We start from the raw sequence: 16,432 nt of genomic DNA on the forward strand, positions 1-16,432 counted from the left end.
ACGCACCATCAGCATCACCCCGCATCGAGCGATGCTGCGGCGGACATGTGACGAAGATTGGCAACCCGTTCATGGATGAAACATGACGCGGATACTACATTTAGTGCATTGCTTTGCTTTGGATACTAGATGTACGGAGTGTTCTGTATCTTTACGAAAGGCGATATATTCGCTACAATTAGCGATGTTAAAAGCCACCATTGCCTCTCACTGAAGCACACTAGGGTGGCATTTTTCTTATCGGAGGAACGATGGACGAGAATGATACTCCACAGCTCCGCCCCTATCCGCAGCATCCGCCGAAATCATTGGATGATTTATCGGCCAAGCTCATTGACAACGGTTTGTCCGGAATAAGTCGCGAGCTCCTTGAGCGTCGAATCGAGCAAGTGGGATACTTTCGGCTGAAAGGATACTGGTATCCGTTCCTCACCCCGGTATCGGAGCAGTCGGCGAAGCGCTCATTGCCCTTCCGTCAAGATGTGCAATTCAAGGATATCTGGGATAGGTATCTGTTCGATCAGGAACTGCGGATGCTGGTATTCGACGGCATCGTCACCATCGAGATTTATCTCAAGAGCTTCCTCGCCCATGAGCTATCGGTATTCGGCGGCGAATTCGGCTACATGACACGGGAAGGACTCCCGGGGTTGAGCTATGACGACCATCTGGCTTGCCTTTCCTCGTTGCGTTCGACATTCACCAAATCAAATCTTCCGTACCTCAGGCATTTCCGGAGTACCTACAGTGATCCGCTGCCTCCGTACTGGATGATCGTCGGATGCCTGAGCTACGGAACACTCAAGGAGAACTTCTACCAAGGTGCGCCAGACCATATCAAGAGAAAGCTGGCCACCAAGCTGCATATCTTCAACCCCAACCCGAATCCCGCCGTACGCGGCGACGCCAAAATCCTCTCCAATTGGCTTGAGACTATCCGGCAGGCCCGGAACATGACCGCGCATCATGATCGCTTCTGGAACGAAACCAGCACCCGCATAGCGCCGAAACTGCCGAAGCATCGCAGCGGATCCCATGCAAAGGGTTGGTGGGGTAACGATTGGGATATCTTCCGTAAGTCCTCCGGCCCTGCTGCATTCCTCACCATGGAGAACTACCTGACATCCCAGATCGACGGACCCGCGTGGACGGAGAAATTCATCTCCCTTATGGATAGGCACCCTCAGATTCCGAAGTCTGATATGGGATTCCCTGACGGATGGCGGGTGTCGCCGCTGTGGCGAGTCAATGGCTCAGCTCATTGACGGGGCATCCTAATTGCATAAATGGGGAAACGCGCGCCTTTCAGGGACGTGGATCCAAGGAATTACCCGTCCCTGAAATGATAAGCGACAGAAACATCGTCTTTATTTGACGATGCGAGTAATTACATAGGCCATAAGACCTGCGATGACGGTGACGGCGGCAAGGAGCGCCAGTCTGGTTTCGCGGCGTTCCTTGGCCGCCATGTCGGCTTGCCGGTTGGCCAGGGCTTCGGCTTCGGCGGCGACGCCGCTGGCGGCGATGGCCGCGATGTGCGCGCTCATCTGGTCTTCGAGCGTGGAATCCTCGCTCGTGCCGTCGAAGGGCTCCTCGTTTTCGTTGTGGTTGTCGTTCATGGTTCTGCTCCGTTCCTGATTGTTGGATTGTTTGCTTTCCTGATTGTTGGTTTGCTTGATTGCTTGCATGTCAGCTTGCCTGCATGCAATCAAGTTTGATTGTTTGATTGTCTGCATGCGGGCTTGTTTGCTTGTCAGCTTTCGTTTTGCCCGGCGAGGATGGACATGCGGGCGGCGATGAGCGCGTGGCGCGCGATCTCCAGGTAGAGCTGGTGGCCCTCACCGTCGCCCCAGAACCGGTCGAACTGTTCGGTCGGCATCATGCTGGCGGGGTCGAACCCGTTCCACACGCCGCCGCAGAACACCTTCGCCGCCGCGTTCACCTCCTCGTCGGACGGCATGCCCGGATGTCCCTCCGCGGCGTCCGCGGCCGCGCGCATCTGCGCGCCGAACACGCGGGCCTGCAATGGCGAGAGCGTGTACGCCAGTCCCGCCGTGGAGCCCGCGGGGAATCCCGTGTTCACGCCGAGGGTGATGACGTGCGCCTCCTCGCCGATGCTGATCCGGTCGCCGAGCACGGAGACCTCCATCGAATAGTCCATAGTGTCTCCTTTCCGCAGACGCGCCGGCTTGCCGGATCGCGTCTGCATGTTTGACTGCCTGAATGTTTGGCTGTCGGCTTGTTTGCTTGCTGGATTGTCGGATTGCCTGATTGTTTGATTGTCTGACGGGTTACGGCTCGTCGTCGCCGTCGAGCCGGTCGAGCTCGCGTTCGATGGCGTCGCGCAGGAGCTGCTGCATGGGCAGGTCGTGCGCGGCGGCCGTGGTCTTGAGCCGGGTCTTGAGCGATACGGGTATGCGCAATGAGAGCATGACCAACGGTTCGCCCGTGGCCTTGGATGTCTTGTTCTGCTGGCGCAGCACGTCGTCGAACGGCACAGGTCGTGCCAGTGGCTGGTAGTTGCCCTGCATGGTCTCACTCCTGCTTCCGGCGATTTGCTGAAGTTCGGTGACGAGGTCGCGGTATTCGCCCAGCTGGTGCGGGTTGGTGCCGAGCGAACGCTTGTAGGACTGGGCCTTCGGCACGATCGTGTCGAACCGGGGAGTGTCCATGGCGTTGAGGGCGTCCATGGTGTCGCGGAACGCCTTCGTGTTGTGTTCGGCCTTGACCAGCAGCAGCGCGGCGGGCGTGCTCATCCTGGCCATGTCGAGGGTGCTCCATGCCTGCTGGAGGTCCATGGGCGAGTCCGATGCCGGCACGATCACGAAGTCGGCCGCCTTGATGGCCATGTCCAGGGTCGGCCCCTGCGGCGGCGCGTCGATGATCGCCCATTCGTCCGGGTCGGCTCCCGCGGCGAGCTGGCGGAGCGTGGCCTGGTTGGCGGGCAGCACGTCGAACGTCAGCGGGTCCGCGGTCTGTTCCGCGGCAGCGGCCCACAGGCTCGCGCTGGACTGTGGGTCGGCGTCGTACACGACGGCCCTGCCGCCTCTGGAAACGATGACCGAGGCGATGTAGATGCTGGACGTGGTCTTCGCGACCCCGCCCTTGGCGTTGGCTATGGCGATGCGCATTCGTTCTTCTCCTTTGCGACTGTCGGCGATCATGCGAACCTGGTCAGTCGGTCGCTTGATTGTTTGCTTGCTGGATTGCTTGGATTCCTGCTTGCTTGATTGTTTGATTGTCTGACGGCTCATGTGGGGCGGGGCGATCGGCCGTCCTGCCCCGTGCGCGCAGGCGTCGTTGTTGGCGTTCGGCGCTGGCCTCGTCGGTGGCTTCGTCGAACACGTTCCGGTGGGCGCGTATCCAGTCCGTGAGCAGCCGCCAGCGTTGCGGCCACGGCAGGCCGCGGTCCCGGCAGGGGACGCCGTCGGCTTCGGCCATGCGCGCGATCCTGCGCCGGTCGGTGCACACCTTGCCGCCGTACACGCCCCATTCGAGTCCGCCGCTGGCCGCGTAGGCCAGGCATTCGGCGCGTACCGGGCATCGTTCGCACACGGCCTTGGCGACCGAGTGGAACGCCTTCGCGTCGCCGGGACGGTGCTCGAACTCCAGCGACCACAGGTAGTCGGACCATGGTTGCGGGAAGTCGCGGCATTCGCCGGCCTTCTTCCACGCCTCAAGACGCTGCCCGTCCCCGCTCATGGCCGCACCGCCTCCGCCGGCGCGCCTGTCTTCGTCTTGCGCCGTCCGGCGACGTCGTGGGTGGCGTGGTTGCGTTTGTCGTACGCGCATACCGGGCACGTCTCTTGCGAGATGACGCCTTCGATGTGTTCCTGGCACAGCGAGGTGCGCAGCAGCGCAGCCCCGTAGATCGGCACACGGCTCGCGGACGACGAGCTGACCGGTATCGCCCGGTTGGGATCCTTGACGACCGGCAGCGGGGCGTCTGGCGCCCGCTTGCCCGTCGGATCGGGATGGGTGAGCATTTCCAGCCGCAGCTGCACGTAGTTCGCGGCGAACCTGGCGCCGCTGGTGAGCCGGGGCAGCCAGTAGCGGTTGCGGTACGCCCAGTCCATCGTCGCGACGATCTCGCCGTACGGCCTGTCGATCAGCAGCGAGTGGACGGCCTTGCGGTCGGCCATGGTCGCCGGAACATCGAACCTCTGGTCCACGGCGAGCATGCGCCGGCGGATGCCGTCGAGCACGCGCACCTCTTGGCCTGCGCGTTCCGTGACCGGCTCAGGCAGCTTGCCGGGTTCGGGCACCCATAGCGGGTTCCTGCAACCCCTTGGAGGCAGGGCCCTGCCCCAATCGGTCGTTGGAACGGGTTCGGGCTTCGGGTCGGCGACCGGCTTCGTGGAGGCTTGTTCGGCGTTGAGGGGAGCATCCCCGAAGGGGATGAGGGGAGAATTGTTTATCACTTGTCTATTGGGTGACTTTCTGTCCAAGATTCCGGGACAATTTGTCCTCGGCTCCACGTCCTTCGGCTCGGGTGACAATCCGTCGGGTGACAAATTGTCCTTCATCGGATCCGGCTTGCCGTCGCCTTCCGCCAGCGCGTCCAGGTTCCGGGGCTTCTCCTCGATGTTCTCGGCAGGATGGTCGCCGTCCATGACGACGTCCCACACGCGCGAGCGGTGCCCCTTGGCGATCGGCTTGCGGGTGCGCGGGTTACGCGCCGACATCTCCTGGTCGCCGGGCCTGATGTAGCCCTTGCGCTCCAGCTCCTGCAACGAACGGATCACGGTGCGCTCACAGCACCCGCAATTGAACGCGATGGTCTCCACGCTCGGCCACGCGGCGGCGCCATCGTCGTAATAGGCGCGGCGGGCCAGATACACCAGCACGAACTTGGTGATGCCCTTGACGTCGTCGCGCTCCCATGCCCAGTTCTCGGCTCTGCTGCTCATCGCTCGACCTTCCCGCCGTCATGCGCCGGGTCCGCTTCGCGGCGTTCGCGCAGTCTCGCGCCGATGTCGTCGCCCAGACGGGCGGCGCGGCACAACGCATACGAGAGAACGCCGCCGGACATGCACACGGCGGCAACGACCAACCACCACATGGTTCGGCCGGTATCGGGGAAACGGTCCGCGGACGCGCGCCTCAGCGGCGCGAGCCCCGGGACGGGTGGGCGAGCATGGACAGCACATGAGCCTTCGCGATGCGCAGATCGACGTTGCCGCCACCCCGCGTCGTCCGCCGCACGGCGTCGCGCTGGCGATTAGGCTCGAAGACAGATGCCCGGCGAATGCCGGCAGTATTGGTAGAATCGGTCATGGCGATGACCCTCCTTCGGGGAATCGGAACGACGGGCGTCTGATCTTGGCGGATATGCGCGCCCGCGGCTCCATGGTTGTTGCCGTTCAATCCCCGCGCCGGGTTCCAGCCGGTCCGGGGATTCTCGTTTCGGGTTTCCACCCGCCATCCGTGAGATAGGCGTCGATGCCGAGCACATACCCAGGGGACAGGTTTCGGTGAATGGCCAGCCAGATCAGGTCGGACTGCTGCCACGGTATCGAGCCGTTGACCTTTCCCGCGACCGAGGATTTGGACGTACCCATCTCCCTCGCGAGGTCTCGGCAGCTCAGACCCGCCGCCGTCATATAACGACGCATCGGAGAATCCATTATTTTTGCCGTCAGTCCATTCACAATAGACAATATAGCAAGAAACTTGCACAGCGGCAAATCATTGTTGTAGGATTATGTCCATCGATATTGGACAACTCTAATCTGAAAGGACTTGATATGGCAAAAATCGAACCGTCGACCGAATCCAATGGACTCGGCGACTACCTGCAGAGGGTATTCATCTGGAACGTCAACATGCAGCTGACCGGCCGCGGGATGACCCAGCAGTCACTTTGCGCGGCACTGGGGCTGAAGAGGGGCGCCGTGTCCGCGAAGATGACCGGCAAGACTTCCTGGACCATCCAGGACATCGCCGCAGTGGCGGAATTCTTCAACGTCCCCCCGCTCTCCCTGCTGGATGCGTCGATGTACGAGCAGATGATGCGCGGAATGAACAGTGACGGAGGTGCATCTTTGGTGGCAGTGGCCACCGCCGGGTTTCCTGTGCGAGCAACTGAAGGCCAAGCTGGCGGCCTGAAACCGTTGGAAACAAAAGGCTCCGGGCCACGATACCTCGTGGAGCCCGGAGCCGGTGAGTACCCCCAGAGAGAGTCGAACTCTCGTTGTCAGATTGAAAGTCTGGTGTCCTAACCGTTAGACGATGGGGGCGGACAACTCGTGTAACTATACTGATGAACCCGATGCGACGCAAATCGACACCTCATCGGCGTGTCGAGGCAGAAGACATGGGTACAACCTCTACAACTGTCGCCGTACAGCAGTGCAGCCGCTAATCGCAAATCATGAAAGTCACATCCCACCGTCTGCAGGATTCAGCGTAGGATTCAGCCGCGCGACGTAACGCGAATACTCCCCAATGGCCGCGCAGCCATGCAGCGCGATGCACATGCGAGCGAACGGGATGGAGACACCTGTCTGAAACACAGTGCCCCACCCCGCACACCCCATTTGCGTCTTCGCGCGCCAAGTCCTATCAGAGAGCGTTCGCCCGATAGGTGAAGTCGTGAATTACTCTTCCGGCGTCGATGCCCTTCTTCTCGAAATTAGTGAGCACACGCCCCTCGAACCGCTCGGATTCAATGAAGTCCGCGTGTGGCATGCCGTCAGCCATATCAGCATTGCCTTTGCCGACATGCTCCAACGGGAGGCTCACGGCCACCGTGCCGAGATTCTCCCAACCCTCGCGATGATCCATGACCTCGTGCACGTGCAACGCGTAATCCTCGATATCGGTAGCGATGCGCCAGACGCCGTCCTGCCGCAGCGCGTGATGAATATTGTCCGCAAGTGCGGGCTGGACGATGCGACGCTTGTGATGCTTCTTCTTCGGCCAGGGATCCGGGAAGAACGTCCAGACCTCAGCAAGCACGCCAGTTTCGGTGACCTTGAACAGTTCCGCCGCATTGACCTGCGCTATGCGGATATTGGTCAGATTCTGCTTGCCGGCCAACAGCAATGTATGCGCCACACCAGGGTCATAGACCTCCAGCGCCAGGAAATTAATCTCCGGATGGGCGGCCGCGGCGGCAACCACGTTCTCCCCCTGACCGGTGCCGATCTCCACAATCAGCGGATTATCATTGCCCCAGATGGAATGGATGTACGCTTTAGTCAGCGAGAATCCTTCGCGCACGTCAAGCGGACCATTGCCGGCAGCGATATCCAACAGATACGTGTCGGCGTAATTGTCCCAGGCACGCTGCAAACGAGCGTCGAGTCGTGCGGAACGACGCACGAAAGACAACACCTTATGAAGCGGATGCGAAGGAGCGCCGTCGTCGTCAACATGCTCGACGGCATGCTCGACGTCCGGATTGTTGTGCGTCGGCTCGACGGGAACTTGGGTAACGGTCATGATGCTGCTTGGCCTTTCGTCAAGATTGCTGATGCCACTGTACGAATTCGCTATCCGTCCATTGTGCCACCCGCCATGCCAAGCCGGCTGGTTCGCCAGTGAGTCCGACACCTCACGGAACAGGGACTGCCTCGATTCCACCATCGACCAATACAGCACTCGATATTCGAATGCCAGTCTCACAATCGCCAGAGCGGCAATGCCCCAGCAGCAATGGCCTTCAGATGTATGGGCCACCATCGACGCTTCCATGGGAGGGATAGATCCCTGTTATCAGCGAGACGAGCCACGAAAAACAACTGCGCACACATTCAGCCGACATCGCAACCACAATCACAATCGCTTACCTCAGTCACAGCAACTGCCGCAAACCGTTGAAAACACTATAGACACGCCGTAATTTGCAGGAATATGGTTTTCCAGTATTATATTTATCTGTTGTCTGTTGCAAGACAGAGAACACGGCCCCGTAGCTCAGTTGGTTAGAGCGCCGCCCTGTCACGGCGGAGGTCACCGGTTCAAGTCCGGCCGGGGTCGCTGGATGGTCAAGGTTTGATTCGTCAAATCCGAAACTATTCAATGGCTCTGTAGCTCAGTTGGTAGAGCGAGCGACTGAAAATCGCTAGGTCAACGGATCGACGCCGTTCGGAGCCACTACGCGGAACCCCGCAAGCCAATCATTCCAAGGCTTGCGGGGTTTCTTGATTCCGGAAGCAACCCAGCATAAACTCCTCAGCCCAGCATAAACCCAGCACATTCACTAGCAAAGTGACTCAGGGGCGATCTTGCAGCACACCGCCTGTTGACCGGTCTAACTTTGTCTTAGGTCGTCCCCTCCCAAGCTCATTCATACACAACCTCACCAAACGTACATTGGCTCCTACTCAGCGTACGTTTGGTGAGGTCTTACGACAGATTACAGCGCGTGAATCGGCTGTATGTTCGCGTCCGAACAAGGATGCCGCGAACATACAGTCTCTTAGCGGCGCGGAATCGGCTGTATGTTCGCGGCGGTTGCGTTGAAGCGCGAACATACAGCGGAAAAGCCGACAACCCGAAAAGCCGACAGCCGACAACCGACAGCCGACAACCGACAACCCGGAAACCAGTAGCCGACAGCCGACAACCCGAAAACCAGTGGCCGATAACCGATTCGCGCGAATGGCGTCAGTCGACGTCGACGTCGCCGTGGCTGAGTTGTTGCTCGAGTTGTGTGACGATCTGCTCGTGCATTTTCTCGTCGATTTTGACGGTGAGGAGGTATACGACGAGGCTCAATATGATGCCGCCCAATGGCAGGTAGTAGGCGCAGGTCTTGAAGGTGCGGATGTTGGCGGCGGTCATGTCGGCGGCGGTGGCGTCGCCCACCATGCCGGCGGCGACGGCCACGAACCCGACGATGCCGTTGGAGAGGGCGCCGGCGATCTTGTCGAGCATGGGCCGCACGGACAGGGTCACGGCCTCGTTGCGCCGGCCGGTCTTCAGCTGCCCGTATTCGATGGAGTCGGTCATGCCCAGGATCGCGGTCATCTGGATGGTCTGCGCGGGAAGATAGAACAACACGAGCGCGACGATGACCATGGGCAGGTTCATGGGGTTGATGATGAACAGCGTGTAGCCGGCGATCATGAACGCCATGCCGGCCACGTACAGCCAGCGGCGCGGGATGCGGCGGTTGAGCACCGGGTAGAGGGGCGTGGTGACCAGTCCGGTGACGATCGGGATGACTCCGGCGATGGAGAAGCTGTCCGGCGCGCCGAGCACGTATTTGAACTGGTAGAACAGCACGCCGGTGGTGGCCACGTTCGCCACCGAGTACAGGAGATAGCTCAATGCGACCCAGAGCAATTGGTCGTTCTGGGCGATGGCCTTGAACGCCTGGATGGGGTTGCCGCCCTCGCGGGCCTTGGCGCGCAGCTGGTCCTGGTTCTCGCGTGTGCCGAACGCGACGCTCCACGCGGTAATCAGGCCGAGCACGGCGATGATGATCGCGAACGCGGCCCAGCCGGACCGGCCCTGCGCCCACTGGCCGGTGAACTTGAAGGTGAACCAGCTGACGATGGGCACGACGATCACGGTGACGCCGTTGTAGCCGATCGATCCGGTGAACGTGCCCAGCGCGGTGTACACGCCGCGTTCATGCGAGTCGGTGGAGATCGCGGGGATCATGCCCCAGTAGGAGATGTCGCGCAGCGAGTAGATCACGTCCAGGAGGATGAACACGACGACGAACAGGACCATGAACAAGCCCGTGTTCACGTCCACCAGGCCGAACAGTCCGGTGAACACCATCACCAGCAGGATGCCCGGCACGATGCCGCCGATGAACTGCCACGGGCGGAACCGGCCCCACCTGGTGTCCGTGTTGTCCACGAGATTGCCCAGCAGCGGGTCGAGGAAGATCTCCGCGATGCGGATCACCACCACCAGACCCGTGATGACCGCGATCATGCGCGCCGCCAACGCCTTGTCCACGTTCACGAACAACGCCGTCGTCACGAACGTGATGAAGAACGTGCTCATCGTGTTATAGAACGCCGCCTGACCCAAATTACCCACCGCATACGCCACACGACGTCCGATATTGCGCGTAGATCCGCCCGTCCCGCTTCGCTCCGATGCTTCCGGATGATGTGATGTGGATTCAGTCATGTTGTGGCCTCCTTGCGACCTGAAGTTGTTCCGGCAGAATCCTCTCCGACCCTGCACCACGCGAGTATAGAACTTTCGATAGAAAGTAAATAATATTACAGCGAGTCGTAAAGACGATACCGCATATCTCTCAAACACAGCATCCACCAGGCAGCATCCGTAGCTATTGCACCCCTGTGCCCATCACCCCCGCAAAGCCCCACTCCGCAAAGCCCCACGCCACAAAGCCTACTTTGCAAAGCCAATCCCTTAAAACCCCGACACAAAACAACAAAGCCACGCATCTCTAACCTCACTTCGCCACAACACCGCGCCATACACGCTCAACACATCCTCAAAGAAACTATTTGCTTATTTCAGTAAAAATGATTATTATCTCTGCGCAAGAAGTGTTGTATACCACTTCACTTGCGGCGGCAATGACGCGACGCAATCAATCAATATGGAAGAGAGGACCAATGAACCCCACTCATACCGAACACGACAACAGCACCACGTCCATCACATCGGTCGAATCAGCCGACGGTCCGACGACGGCATGGCTCACCGACCCGCAAACGTTCGCGGTGAATCGACTCGCAGCACACTCGGACCACACCTGCTGGCCCCATATGCCTCGGCCCGGTGAAGACGGCAATCTCACCCAAAGCCTGGATGGCGAATGGTCCGTATGCATCATGCCCGCCAATGAAATACGATTCCCCGATGGCCACAGCACGAGCAGCGCAGTCGACGATAACGATAGCGCTCCGAACCATGACGGCACCTGCGCGGATAGTCAGGCATCGGCCCATACCAATGACGCATCCCCGTGGTTCGCGGCATTGCATATCGACGATTCGACTTTTGCGCGGATTGTGGTACCTAGCCATCTGGAGATGGCAGGGTTACTGCCGCCGAAATATGTGAATGTGCAGTATCCGTGGGATGGGCATGAGGACCTTGAGGCACCTGCGGTTCCGACGGATAATCATGTGGCGTTGTATCGTCGCGTGTTTCGCCCGGAGGGCGAGGTGGCGAAAGCCATGCGCGAGGGCCGGCGGGTGACGCTCACCTTCCACGGGGCGGCGACCGCGGTCTATGTGTGGCTGAACGGCGTGTTCGTCGGCTATGGGGAGGATTCGTTCACGCCCAGCGAGTTCGACGTCACGGCCGCTCTTCGCACGGGCTTGAACGTGCTGGCAGTGGCGTGCTACGAGTATTCGAGCGCGAGCTGGCTGGAGGACCAGGACTTCTGGCGGCTGCACGGTCTGTTCCGCTCGGTCGAGCTCACCGCCCACCCGGCCGCGCACGTCGCGGACCTCAACACCATCGCGGACTGGGATCCGGCCGCAAAACAGGGCCTGCTCACGGTGGACGCCACGATCGAGGGCGCGACCCATGCGACGGTCGCGGACGTCACGCTCACGGACGTGGACGGCGACACGGTCGTCTGGCAGACCGCCACGCCACTCGTCGCAGGCACGTCAATAGCTGACAGGTCAATCACCGACACGGCAACCACAGACATGACGACCACAAACACGTCAACCGGCACGTCATCCACCGGCACCGGCACGGTTCACGCCGAGGCGACGCTCGAGGGCGTGGACCCGTGGAGCGCGGAGACGCCGAACCTGTACACGCTGACCGTCACCCTGTACGACGCGGACGGCCGAGTCATCGAGGCCGCCCAGACCAACCTCGGCTTCCGTCGCATCGGCATCGAGGACGGCGTATTGAAGATCAACGGCAGGCGGCTGGTATTGCGTGGCGTGAACCGGCACGAGTTCGACTGCCGGCGCGGCCGCGCGGTCACCGAGGAGGACATGCTCTGGGACGTGCGCTTCATGAAGCGGCACAACATAAACGCGGTGCGCACCAGCCACTACCCGAACCAGTCGCGCTGGTACGACCTGTGCGACGAATACGGCATCTACCTGATCGACGAGACGAACCTCGAAACCCACGGCAGCTGGAACAGCCCCGGCGACATCCCGGTCGGAACGTCCATCCCCGGCGACGACCCCGCCTGGGCGCCAGCCTGCCTCGACCGGCTCGACAGCATGATCAGGCGCGACCGCAACCATCCCAGCGTGATCATCTGGTCATTGGGCAATGAATCCTACGCCGGCGAGGTCCTCAAGACCATGAGCGAGCACGCGCACGCCATCGACCCGACCCGGCCGGTCCACTACGAGGGCGTCACCTGGAGGCGCGAGTACGAGGCGATCAGCGACTTCGAAAGCCGCATGTACGCCAAACCCGATGAGATCCGCGACTGGCTCGAACACCAGAACCACGCAGCCAGCACAAGCGGCAAACCCAGGAAGCCGTTCATGAGCTGCGAGTACATGCACGCGATGGGCAACTCGTGCGGCGGGCTCAGCGAGTTCACCGACCTTGAATCCCATGACTGCTATGCGGGCGGGTTCATCTGGGACTACATCGACCAGGCCCTCGTCCAACGCCTTCCCGACGGCACGGAACGCCTCTCGATCGGCGGCGACTGGGGCGACCGGCCCACCGACTACGAGTTCGCCGGCAACGGCATCGTGTTCGCCGACCGCACCCCCAGCCCCAAGGCCCCGGAAATCAAACAACTGTACTCGCCGATCCGCCTCACCCCCGACGGACACGGCGTGACCATCGAGAACCGCAACCAATTCACCGGCACCGACGACTACCTATTCACCGCCAGACTCCTCCTGGACGGGCACGAAATCTGGCACTGCGACTACCAATTCGACGTACCCGCCGGCCAGACCACACGCCACGACATCGACTACCCCGATGCCAACACCATCACCGACTCCAACGGCTCCACTCACACCGGCACCCGTCCAAGCCCAAGCTCAAGCCCAAGTGACGGCGTGCATGAGATCGTCTACGAGGTCGATATGCGTCTCGCCAACACCACCGACTGGGCACCGGCCGGCTACGAACTCGCGTTCGGCCAGCTCGTCGGCGTCCTCAACTCCGGGCGCACGTCCGACACCCGCTCCGACAGCGAAAGCCGGACCCGCACTCCCGAGACCGGAGGCCATCGCATCATTACCGACAGACTCGTCACGACCGACCGCAGCGACGACGCCGGCCTCACGGACAACGATTCCGCCACGGTCACGCTCGGCCGCTGGAACGCCGGCATCCGCCGCGACAATGAGGAGATCCTCCTGTCACGCACACAGGGCGGCATCGTCTCCTGGAAGCGCGACGGCCGGGAGAGGGTCATCCGCCGCCCCGACATCGTCACCTTCCGCCCACTGACCGACAACGACCGAGGCAACCACTCAGGATTCGACCGCGCCGCATGGTACGCCGCCGGCCGCTACGCCGTCACCACCGGCACGCATATCAGCCGGACGGACAGTAGCGAACTCGTAGCCGAATACCAGTTCGAACTCGCCGACCCCGACCATACGCCCGCATTCATCATCTACCGCATCGACCAGGACATGCGCCTGCACATGACCGTCAAATACCCGGGCGGCGACCCCAGTGCCGCAAGCCTGCCCGCCTTCGGCATCGAATGGCAGCTGCCGGCACAATACGACCGGCTGCGCTACTACGGTCCCGGCCCCGAAGAGACCTACCGCGACCGCAAACACGGCGGCCGGCTCGGCATATGGAACACCACCGCCGCGCAAAGCTTCGCCCCGTACCTCATGGTCCAGGAGACCGGCAACCGGGAGGACGTGCGCTGGCTCGAAGCCACCGACGCACACGGGCACGGTCTGCGCGTCCGGCAGCACGGCGACCGCCGTTTCGCCGCAAGCCTACTGCCATGGGACACCTACACCATCGAGGCCGCACGCCGGCGGGAAGACCTGCCCGAACCACGACATACCTATCTGCGGCTGCTAGCAGCCCAGATGGGCGTCGGCGGCGACGATTCATGGGGCGCACCCGTCCACACGGCCTACCAGTTGCCCGCAAGCCGGCCGCTTACCCTTGATGTGGACATCGAACTCATCTGAATTGCATAAGCCCGCCACCTGCCTGTATCACTCACTTGACGGAGCAAAACTGGCGCGTGCGACAAGCTTGGTGGTGAGCAAAACGTGACGGCGAACCTTGCGCTCATGCCTGAGTCCATCGATCAGCGTGGCCAACGCCGTACGGGCAAGTTCCCGCTGATCGATGGCATATGAGCTCAACGATGGCGACGTGTATCGAGCAATGGACTGATTGTTGACGCTGACCACGGCCAGCTCGTCCGGCACGCGGACGTGCAGCGCATTCAACGCCTGCAGAACACCTACTGCAAGCACATCCGCCGCCACAATCAGTCCATCCGGCATAGTCCCCGCATCACGGTGGTCGGCGGCCAAGCGCGAAGCCTGCTCGTAGCCGCTTTCAACGGTGAACGTACCGCGCGAATACACCAGACCATCCACGTCCAGATCCAGATGGGCGGCCCACTGGCGGAAGGACGCCTCGCGGATGTCCTCCGGATAGTCGTGCAGGCCCATGAGGCTGCCTACTCCGCCAATGAATGCGATTCTGCGCCGCCCCGATGCGAGCAGAGCATCCAACGCGTCAAGCATGGTCTGCGACAGGTCGGGACATACCGAGTCGAACAGATGCGGAGCCGGGTTCGTGTCGATGCACACGCCATGCGGCAGCGCCTCATGCAATGCCCGCAAATCATTCGCAGGGAACACGGTCGCACCGATCGTCACGAACCCATCGAACTCATCCGCCCGCTCGGTCAGCTCGCCAATGGAATGGACGAATGTCAGGTGGTCCAATCCCGACTCCTGAGCGCAATCGGCCAGAATCGTCCGTAGCTCCGCAAAATACGCATCCTGCAGCTCCTCGCCAGACGGCGGCGCATCCAGTACCGCAAGAGCCGGCCGGAACACATCACGATAGCCCAGCTCCTCGCACACGCGCAGCACGCGGCGCTTCGTCTCCTCCTTAATCGAGAACGATGGGTCGTTCAGCAGCCGCGACACCGTGCTCTGCGACACCCCGGCCTTCTCGGCGACCTCTTTCAATGTTGCCATCGGCATTCTCCCCGCGATTTTAGTAAAGATCTTTACCAAGCATAACCCGAGCGCCGCGGAATCCCGGAACCATCCGCCCAATACGACGGTCGAGGTCTGTGCATATGTTCATATCTCGTATCGCAGAGCATTGGACTGTCATCGGACCAATCCTGACAGTATCGACAAGAGGCATGGATGGCACACACGCGCATCACCACAGCAACGCCCTCACCTACCAGGCATCATCGCTCCAGCGTACGGCTTCAGGCCCTGCGCGCGGCGTTTCCATTCACCATGCCCATCTGCCTCGGCTTCCTCTTTCTCGGCACCTCATACGGAATCCTCATGGGGACCAAGGGCTTCTCGTTCGTATGGCCCATGTGCATGAGCGCATTCATCTTCGCCGGCTCGATGGAGTTCGTCACCGTGAACCTTCTGCTGTCGGCATTCAATCCTATAGCCGCGTTCCTGCTGGCGCTTATGGTCAACGCGCGACACCTGTTCTACGGATTATCCATGCTCAATTCATTCAAAGGCATGGGATGGAAACGCCCGTATCTTATTTTCGGCATGTGCGATGAAACATTCGCCATCAATTCCACCGCGCGCATCCCACGCGATGTGGATAGAGGATGGTTCTATCTCTGGGTCACGGTGCTGAACCAGATCTACTGGGTGACAGGTGCCACGGTGGGCGGATTAATCGGGTCGAACCTGACGTTCAACACCGATGGCTTGGAATTCGTGCTGACCGCATTGTTCCTGGTGATTTTCCTCGATCAATGGCTCAGCGGCAAACACCGCGAACACCTATCGGCGATAGTGGGGGTACTGTCTTCGCTGGTCTGCCTGGCGCTGTTTGGAGCGGAGGATTTCATGATTCCATCGATGATCATCATGCTGGCGCTGTTCGTGCTACTGCGGCCTCATCTTGATACGCTGCATCATCAGCCCTCAACCGCCGATTCTCACATTCAGGAGGAGCATCAGGCATGACCATGACCATATGGCAGGGCATACTGACCGTCGCCGCGGTGGCGGCCGGTACCATGCTGACTCGATTCCTCCCATTCATCATCTTCCCGGAATCGAAGCAGCCACCTCGGCTGATCGAGTATCTGGGGTCGGTGCTTCCCTATGCCATGACCGGATTATTGGTGGTGTATGCCCTGAGGAACACTCCCATCCTCACCGGTTCGCATGGTATTCCCGAATTGGCGGCATGCGTCATCATCGTGGTGCTGCACTGTTGGAAGCGCAATATGATGCTTTCCATAGCAGCAGGCACACTGGCATACATGATCATGGTGCAACTGGTGTTCTAGCTGAAACGCCCTGGCGGAAACCCGCGTCATCTGACT

The 16,432-nt window shown here is 60.8% G+C and carries 15 protein-coding genes, 3 tRNA genes and 1 pseudogene; 7 read left to right on the top strand and 12 right to left on the bottom strand.

Annotated features, from left to right (window positions below):
• Positions 1 to 251: 251 nt before the first annotated feature.
• Complete coding sequence (locus tag BREU_RS04895) at positions 252 to 1,265, top strand: Abi family protein (protein ID WP_043164848.1); 1,014 nt, start codon at positions 252 to 254, stop codon at positions 1,263 to 1,265.
• Between the two features lie 102 nt (positions 1,266 to 1,367).
• Here BREU_RS04895 and BREU_RS04900 read toward each other — a convergent pair whose 3' ends face one another.
• The 8 genes from BREU_RS04900 to BREU_RS04925 form a co-directional block, all read right to left on the bottom strand.
• Positions 1,368 to 1,736, bottom strand: coding sequence for a hypothetical protein (locus BREU_RS04900; RefSeq protein ID WP_223847823.1), 369 nt, complete (start codon positions 1,734 to 1,736; stop codon positions 1,368 to 1,370).
• Positions 1,737 to 1,753: 17 nt separating this feature from the next.
• Complete coding sequence (locus BREU_RS04905) at positions 1,754 to 2,161, bottom strand: hypothetical protein (protein WP_043164849.1); 408 nt, start codon at positions 2,159 to 2,161, stop codon at positions 1,754 to 1,756.
• 130 nt (positions 2,162 to 2,291) lie between these two features.
• Positions 2,292 to 3,131 carry an AAA family ATPase gene (locus tag BREU_RS04910; protein WP_044095834.1) on the bottom strand — a complete coding sequence of 280 codons (840 nt, stop codon included), beginning with the start codon at positions 3,129 to 3,131 and terminating at the stop codon, positions 2,292 to 2,294.
• A 43-nt stretch (positions 3,132 to 3,174) separates the two neighbouring features.
• Positions 3,175 to 3,702, bottom strand: coding sequence for a WhiB family transcriptional regulator (locus BREU_RS04915; protein WP_043164869.1), 528 nt, complete (start codon positions 3,700 to 3,702; stop codon positions 3,175 to 3,177).
• Complete coding sequence (locus tag BREU_RS11510) at positions 3,699 to 4,910, bottom strand: helix-turn-helix domain-containing protein (protein WP_043164871.1); 1,212 nt, start codon at positions 4,908 to 4,910, stop codon at positions 3,699 to 3,701. The genes BREU_RS04915 and BREU_RS11510 overlap by 4 nt, the downstream gene beginning before the upstream one ends.
• Complete coding sequence (locus BREU_RS12145; RefSeq protein WP_162834848.1) at positions 4,907 to 5,062, bottom strand: hypothetical protein; 156 nt, start codon at positions 5,060 to 5,062, stop codon at positions 4,907 to 4,909. The genes BREU_RS11510 and BREU_RS12145 overlap by 4 nt, the downstream gene beginning before the upstream one ends.
• A gap of 41 nt (positions 5,063 to 5,103) precedes the next feature.
• Positions 5,104 to 5,277, bottom strand: coding sequence for a hypothetical protein (locus BREU_RS12150; RefSeq protein WP_162834849.1), 174 nt, complete (start codon positions 5,275 to 5,277; stop codon positions 5,104 to 5,106).
• 86 nt (positions 5,278 to 5,363) lie between these two features.
• Complete coding sequence (locus BREU_RS04925; RefSeq protein ID WP_223847824.1) at positions 5,364 to 5,615, bottom strand: helix-turn-helix domain-containing protein; 252 nt, start codon at positions 5,613 to 5,615, stop codon at positions 5,364 to 5,366.
• A gap of 132 nt (positions 5,616 to 5,747) precedes the next feature.
• Between BREU_RS04925 and BREU_RS12640 the strand changes: the two are divergent.
• Positions 5,748 to 6,008, top strand: a pseudogene (locus BREU_RS12640) (helix-turn-helix domain-containing protein); the annotation flags it as partial.
• 159 nt (positions 6,009 to 6,167) lie between these two features.
• Here the strand turns inward: BREU_RS12640 and BREU_RS04935 are convergent.
• Positions 6,168 to 6,239: transfer RNA gene (locus BREU_RS04935), tRNA-Glu, on the bottom strand.
• Positions 6,240 to 6,564: 325 nt separating this feature from the next.
• Positions 6,565 to 7,446 carry a tRNA (guanosine(46)-N7)-methyltransferase TrmB gene (gene trmB, locus BREU_RS04940; RefSeq protein WP_044089049.1) on the bottom strand — a complete coding sequence of 294 codons (882 nt, stop codon included), beginning with the start codon at positions 7,444 to 7,446 and terminating at the stop codon, positions 6,565 to 6,567.
• Positions 7,447 to 7,909: 463 nt separating this feature from the next.
• On the opposite strand from trmB, the gene BREU_RS04945 reads away from it, so the two are divergent.
• Together BREU_RS04945 and BREU_RS04950 are read left to right on the top strand one after the other, a co-directional pair.
• Positions 7,910 to 7,983 (top strand) — tRNA-Asp (locus BREU_RS04945).
• 44 nt (positions 7,984 to 8,027) lie between these two features.
• Positions 8,028 to 8,100: transfer RNA gene (locus BREU_RS04950), tRNA-Phe, on the top strand.
• Positions 8,101 to 8,613: 513 nt separating this feature from the next.
• On the opposite strand, the gene BREU_RS04955 is transcribed toward BREU_RS04950, so the two are convergent.
• The gene (locus BREU_RS04955) at positions 8,614 to 10,098 is read right to left on the bottom strand and encodes a glycoside-pentoside-hexuronide (GPH):cation symporter (RefSeq protein WP_044088980.1); all 1,485 of its coding nucleotides are present in this window, start codon (positions 10,096 to 10,098) and stop codon (positions 8,614 to 8,616) included.
• A gap of 458 nt (positions 10,099 to 10,556) precedes the next feature.
• Here BREU_RS04955 and lacZ point away from each other — a divergent pair, with 458 nt between their 5' ends.
• Positions 10,557 to 14,057: a beta-galactosidase, LacZ type gene (lacZ, locus tag BREU_RS04960; protein ID WP_081886557.1), complete on the top strand. Its 3,501-nt coding sequence runs from the start codon at positions 10,557 to 10,559 to the stop codon at positions 14,055 to 14,057.
• A 27-nt stretch (positions 14,058 to 14,084) separates the two neighbouring features.
• Here lacZ and BREU_RS04965 read toward each other — a convergent pair whose 3' ends face one another.
• Positions 14,085 to 15,095: a LacI family DNA-binding transcriptional regulator gene (locus tag BREU_RS04965; protein WP_330935788.1), complete on the bottom strand. Its 1,011-nt coding sequence runs from the start codon at positions 15,093 to 15,095 to the stop codon at positions 14,085 to 14,087.
• Between the two features lie 171 nt (positions 15,096 to 15,266).
• Here BREU_RS04965 and BREU_RS04970 point away from each other — a divergent pair, with 171 nt between their 5' ends.
• Together BREU_RS04970 and BREU_RS04975 are read left to right on the top strand one after the other, a co-directional pair.
• The gene (locus tag BREU_RS04970; RefSeq protein ID WP_044088978.1) at positions 15,267 to 16,067 is read left to right on the top strand and encodes an AzlC family ABC transporter permease; all 801 of its coding nucleotides are present in this window, start codon (positions 15,267 to 15,269) and stop codon (positions 16,065 to 16,067) included.
• Positions 16,064 to 16,396: a branched-chain amino acid transporter permease gene (locus tag BREU_RS04975; protein WP_044088977.1), complete on the top strand. Its 333-nt coding sequence runs from the start codon at positions 16,064 to 16,066 to the stop codon at positions 16,394 to 16,396. The genes BREU_RS04970 and BREU_RS04975 overlap by 4 nt, the downstream gene beginning before the upstream one ends.
• Positions 16,397 to 16,432 lie beyond the last annotated feature (36 nt).

The organism is Bifidobacterium reuteri DSM 23975 (assembly GCF_000741695.1).
Lineage (GTDB): Bacteria > Actinomycetota > Actinomycetes > Actinomycetales > Bifidobacteriaceae > Bifidobacterium > Bifidobacterium reuteri.

What these genes read in the sequence shown, in the direction of transcription:
- BREU_RS04925 (WP_223847824.1), bottom strand. Translation starts at nt 5,615, where the DNA reads ATGCGTCGTTATATGACGGCGGCGGGTCTGAGCTGCCGAGACCTCGCG.
- BREU_RS04905 (WP_043164849.1), bottom strand. Translation starts at nt 2,161, where the DNA reads ATGGACTATTCGATGGAGGTCTCCGTGCTCGGCGACCGGATCAGCATC.
- BREU_RS04900 (WP_223847823.1), bottom strand. Translation starts at nt 1,736, where the DNA reads ATGCAGACAATCAAACAATCAAACTTGATTGCATGCAGGCAAGCTGAC.
- BREU_RS04955 (WP_044088980.1), bottom strand. Translation starts at nt 10,098, where the DNA reads ATGACTGAATCCACATCACATCATCCGGAAGCATCGGAGCGAAGCGGG.
- BREU_RS12145 (WP_162834848.1), bottom strand. Translation starts at nt 5,062, where the DNA reads ATGTGGTGGTTGGTCGTTGCCGCCGTGTGCATGTCCGGCGGCGTTCTC.
- BREU_RS04970 (WP_044088978.1), top strand. Translation starts at nt 15,267, where the DNA reads ATGGCACACACGCGCATCACCACAGCAACGCCCTCACCTACCAGGCAT.
- BREU_RS04910 (WP_044095834.1), bottom strand. Translation starts at nt 3,131, where the DNA reads ATGCGCATCGCCATAGCCAACGCCAAGGGCGGGGTCGCGAAGACCACG.
- lacZ (WP_081886557.1), top strand. Translation starts at nt 10,557, where the DNA reads ATGAACCCCACTCATACCGAACACGACAACAGCACCACGTCCATCACA.
- BREU_RS04915 (WP_043164869.1), bottom strand. Translation starts at nt 3,702, where the DNA reads ATGAGCGGGGACGGGCAGCGTCTTGAGGCGTGGAAGAAGGCCGGCGAA.
- BREU_RS04965 (WP_330935788.1), bottom strand. Translation starts at nt 15,095, where the DNA reads ATGCCGATGGCAACATTGAAAGAGGTCGCCGAGAAGGCCGGGGTGTCG.
- trmB (WP_044089049.1), bottom strand. Translation starts at nt 7,446, where the DNA reads ATGACCGTTACCCAAGTTCCCGTCGAGCCGACGCACAACAATCCGGAC.
- BREU_RS12150 (WP_162834849.1), bottom strand. Translation starts at nt 5,277, where the DNA reads ATGACCGATTCTACCAATACTGCCGGCATTCGCCGGGCATCTGTCTTC.
- BREU_RS04895 (WP_043164848.1), top strand. Translation starts at nt 252, where the DNA reads ATGGACGAGAATGATACTCCACAGCTCCGCCCCTATCCGCAGCATCCG.
- BREU_RS04975 (WP_044088977.1), top strand. Translation starts at nt 16,064, where the DNA reads ATGACCATGACCATATGGCAGGGCATACTGACCGTCGCCGCGGTGGCG.
- BREU_RS11510 (WP_043164871.1), bottom strand. Translation starts at nt 4,910, where the DNA reads ATGAGCAGCAGAGCCGAGAACTGGGCATGGGAGCGCGACGACGTCAAG.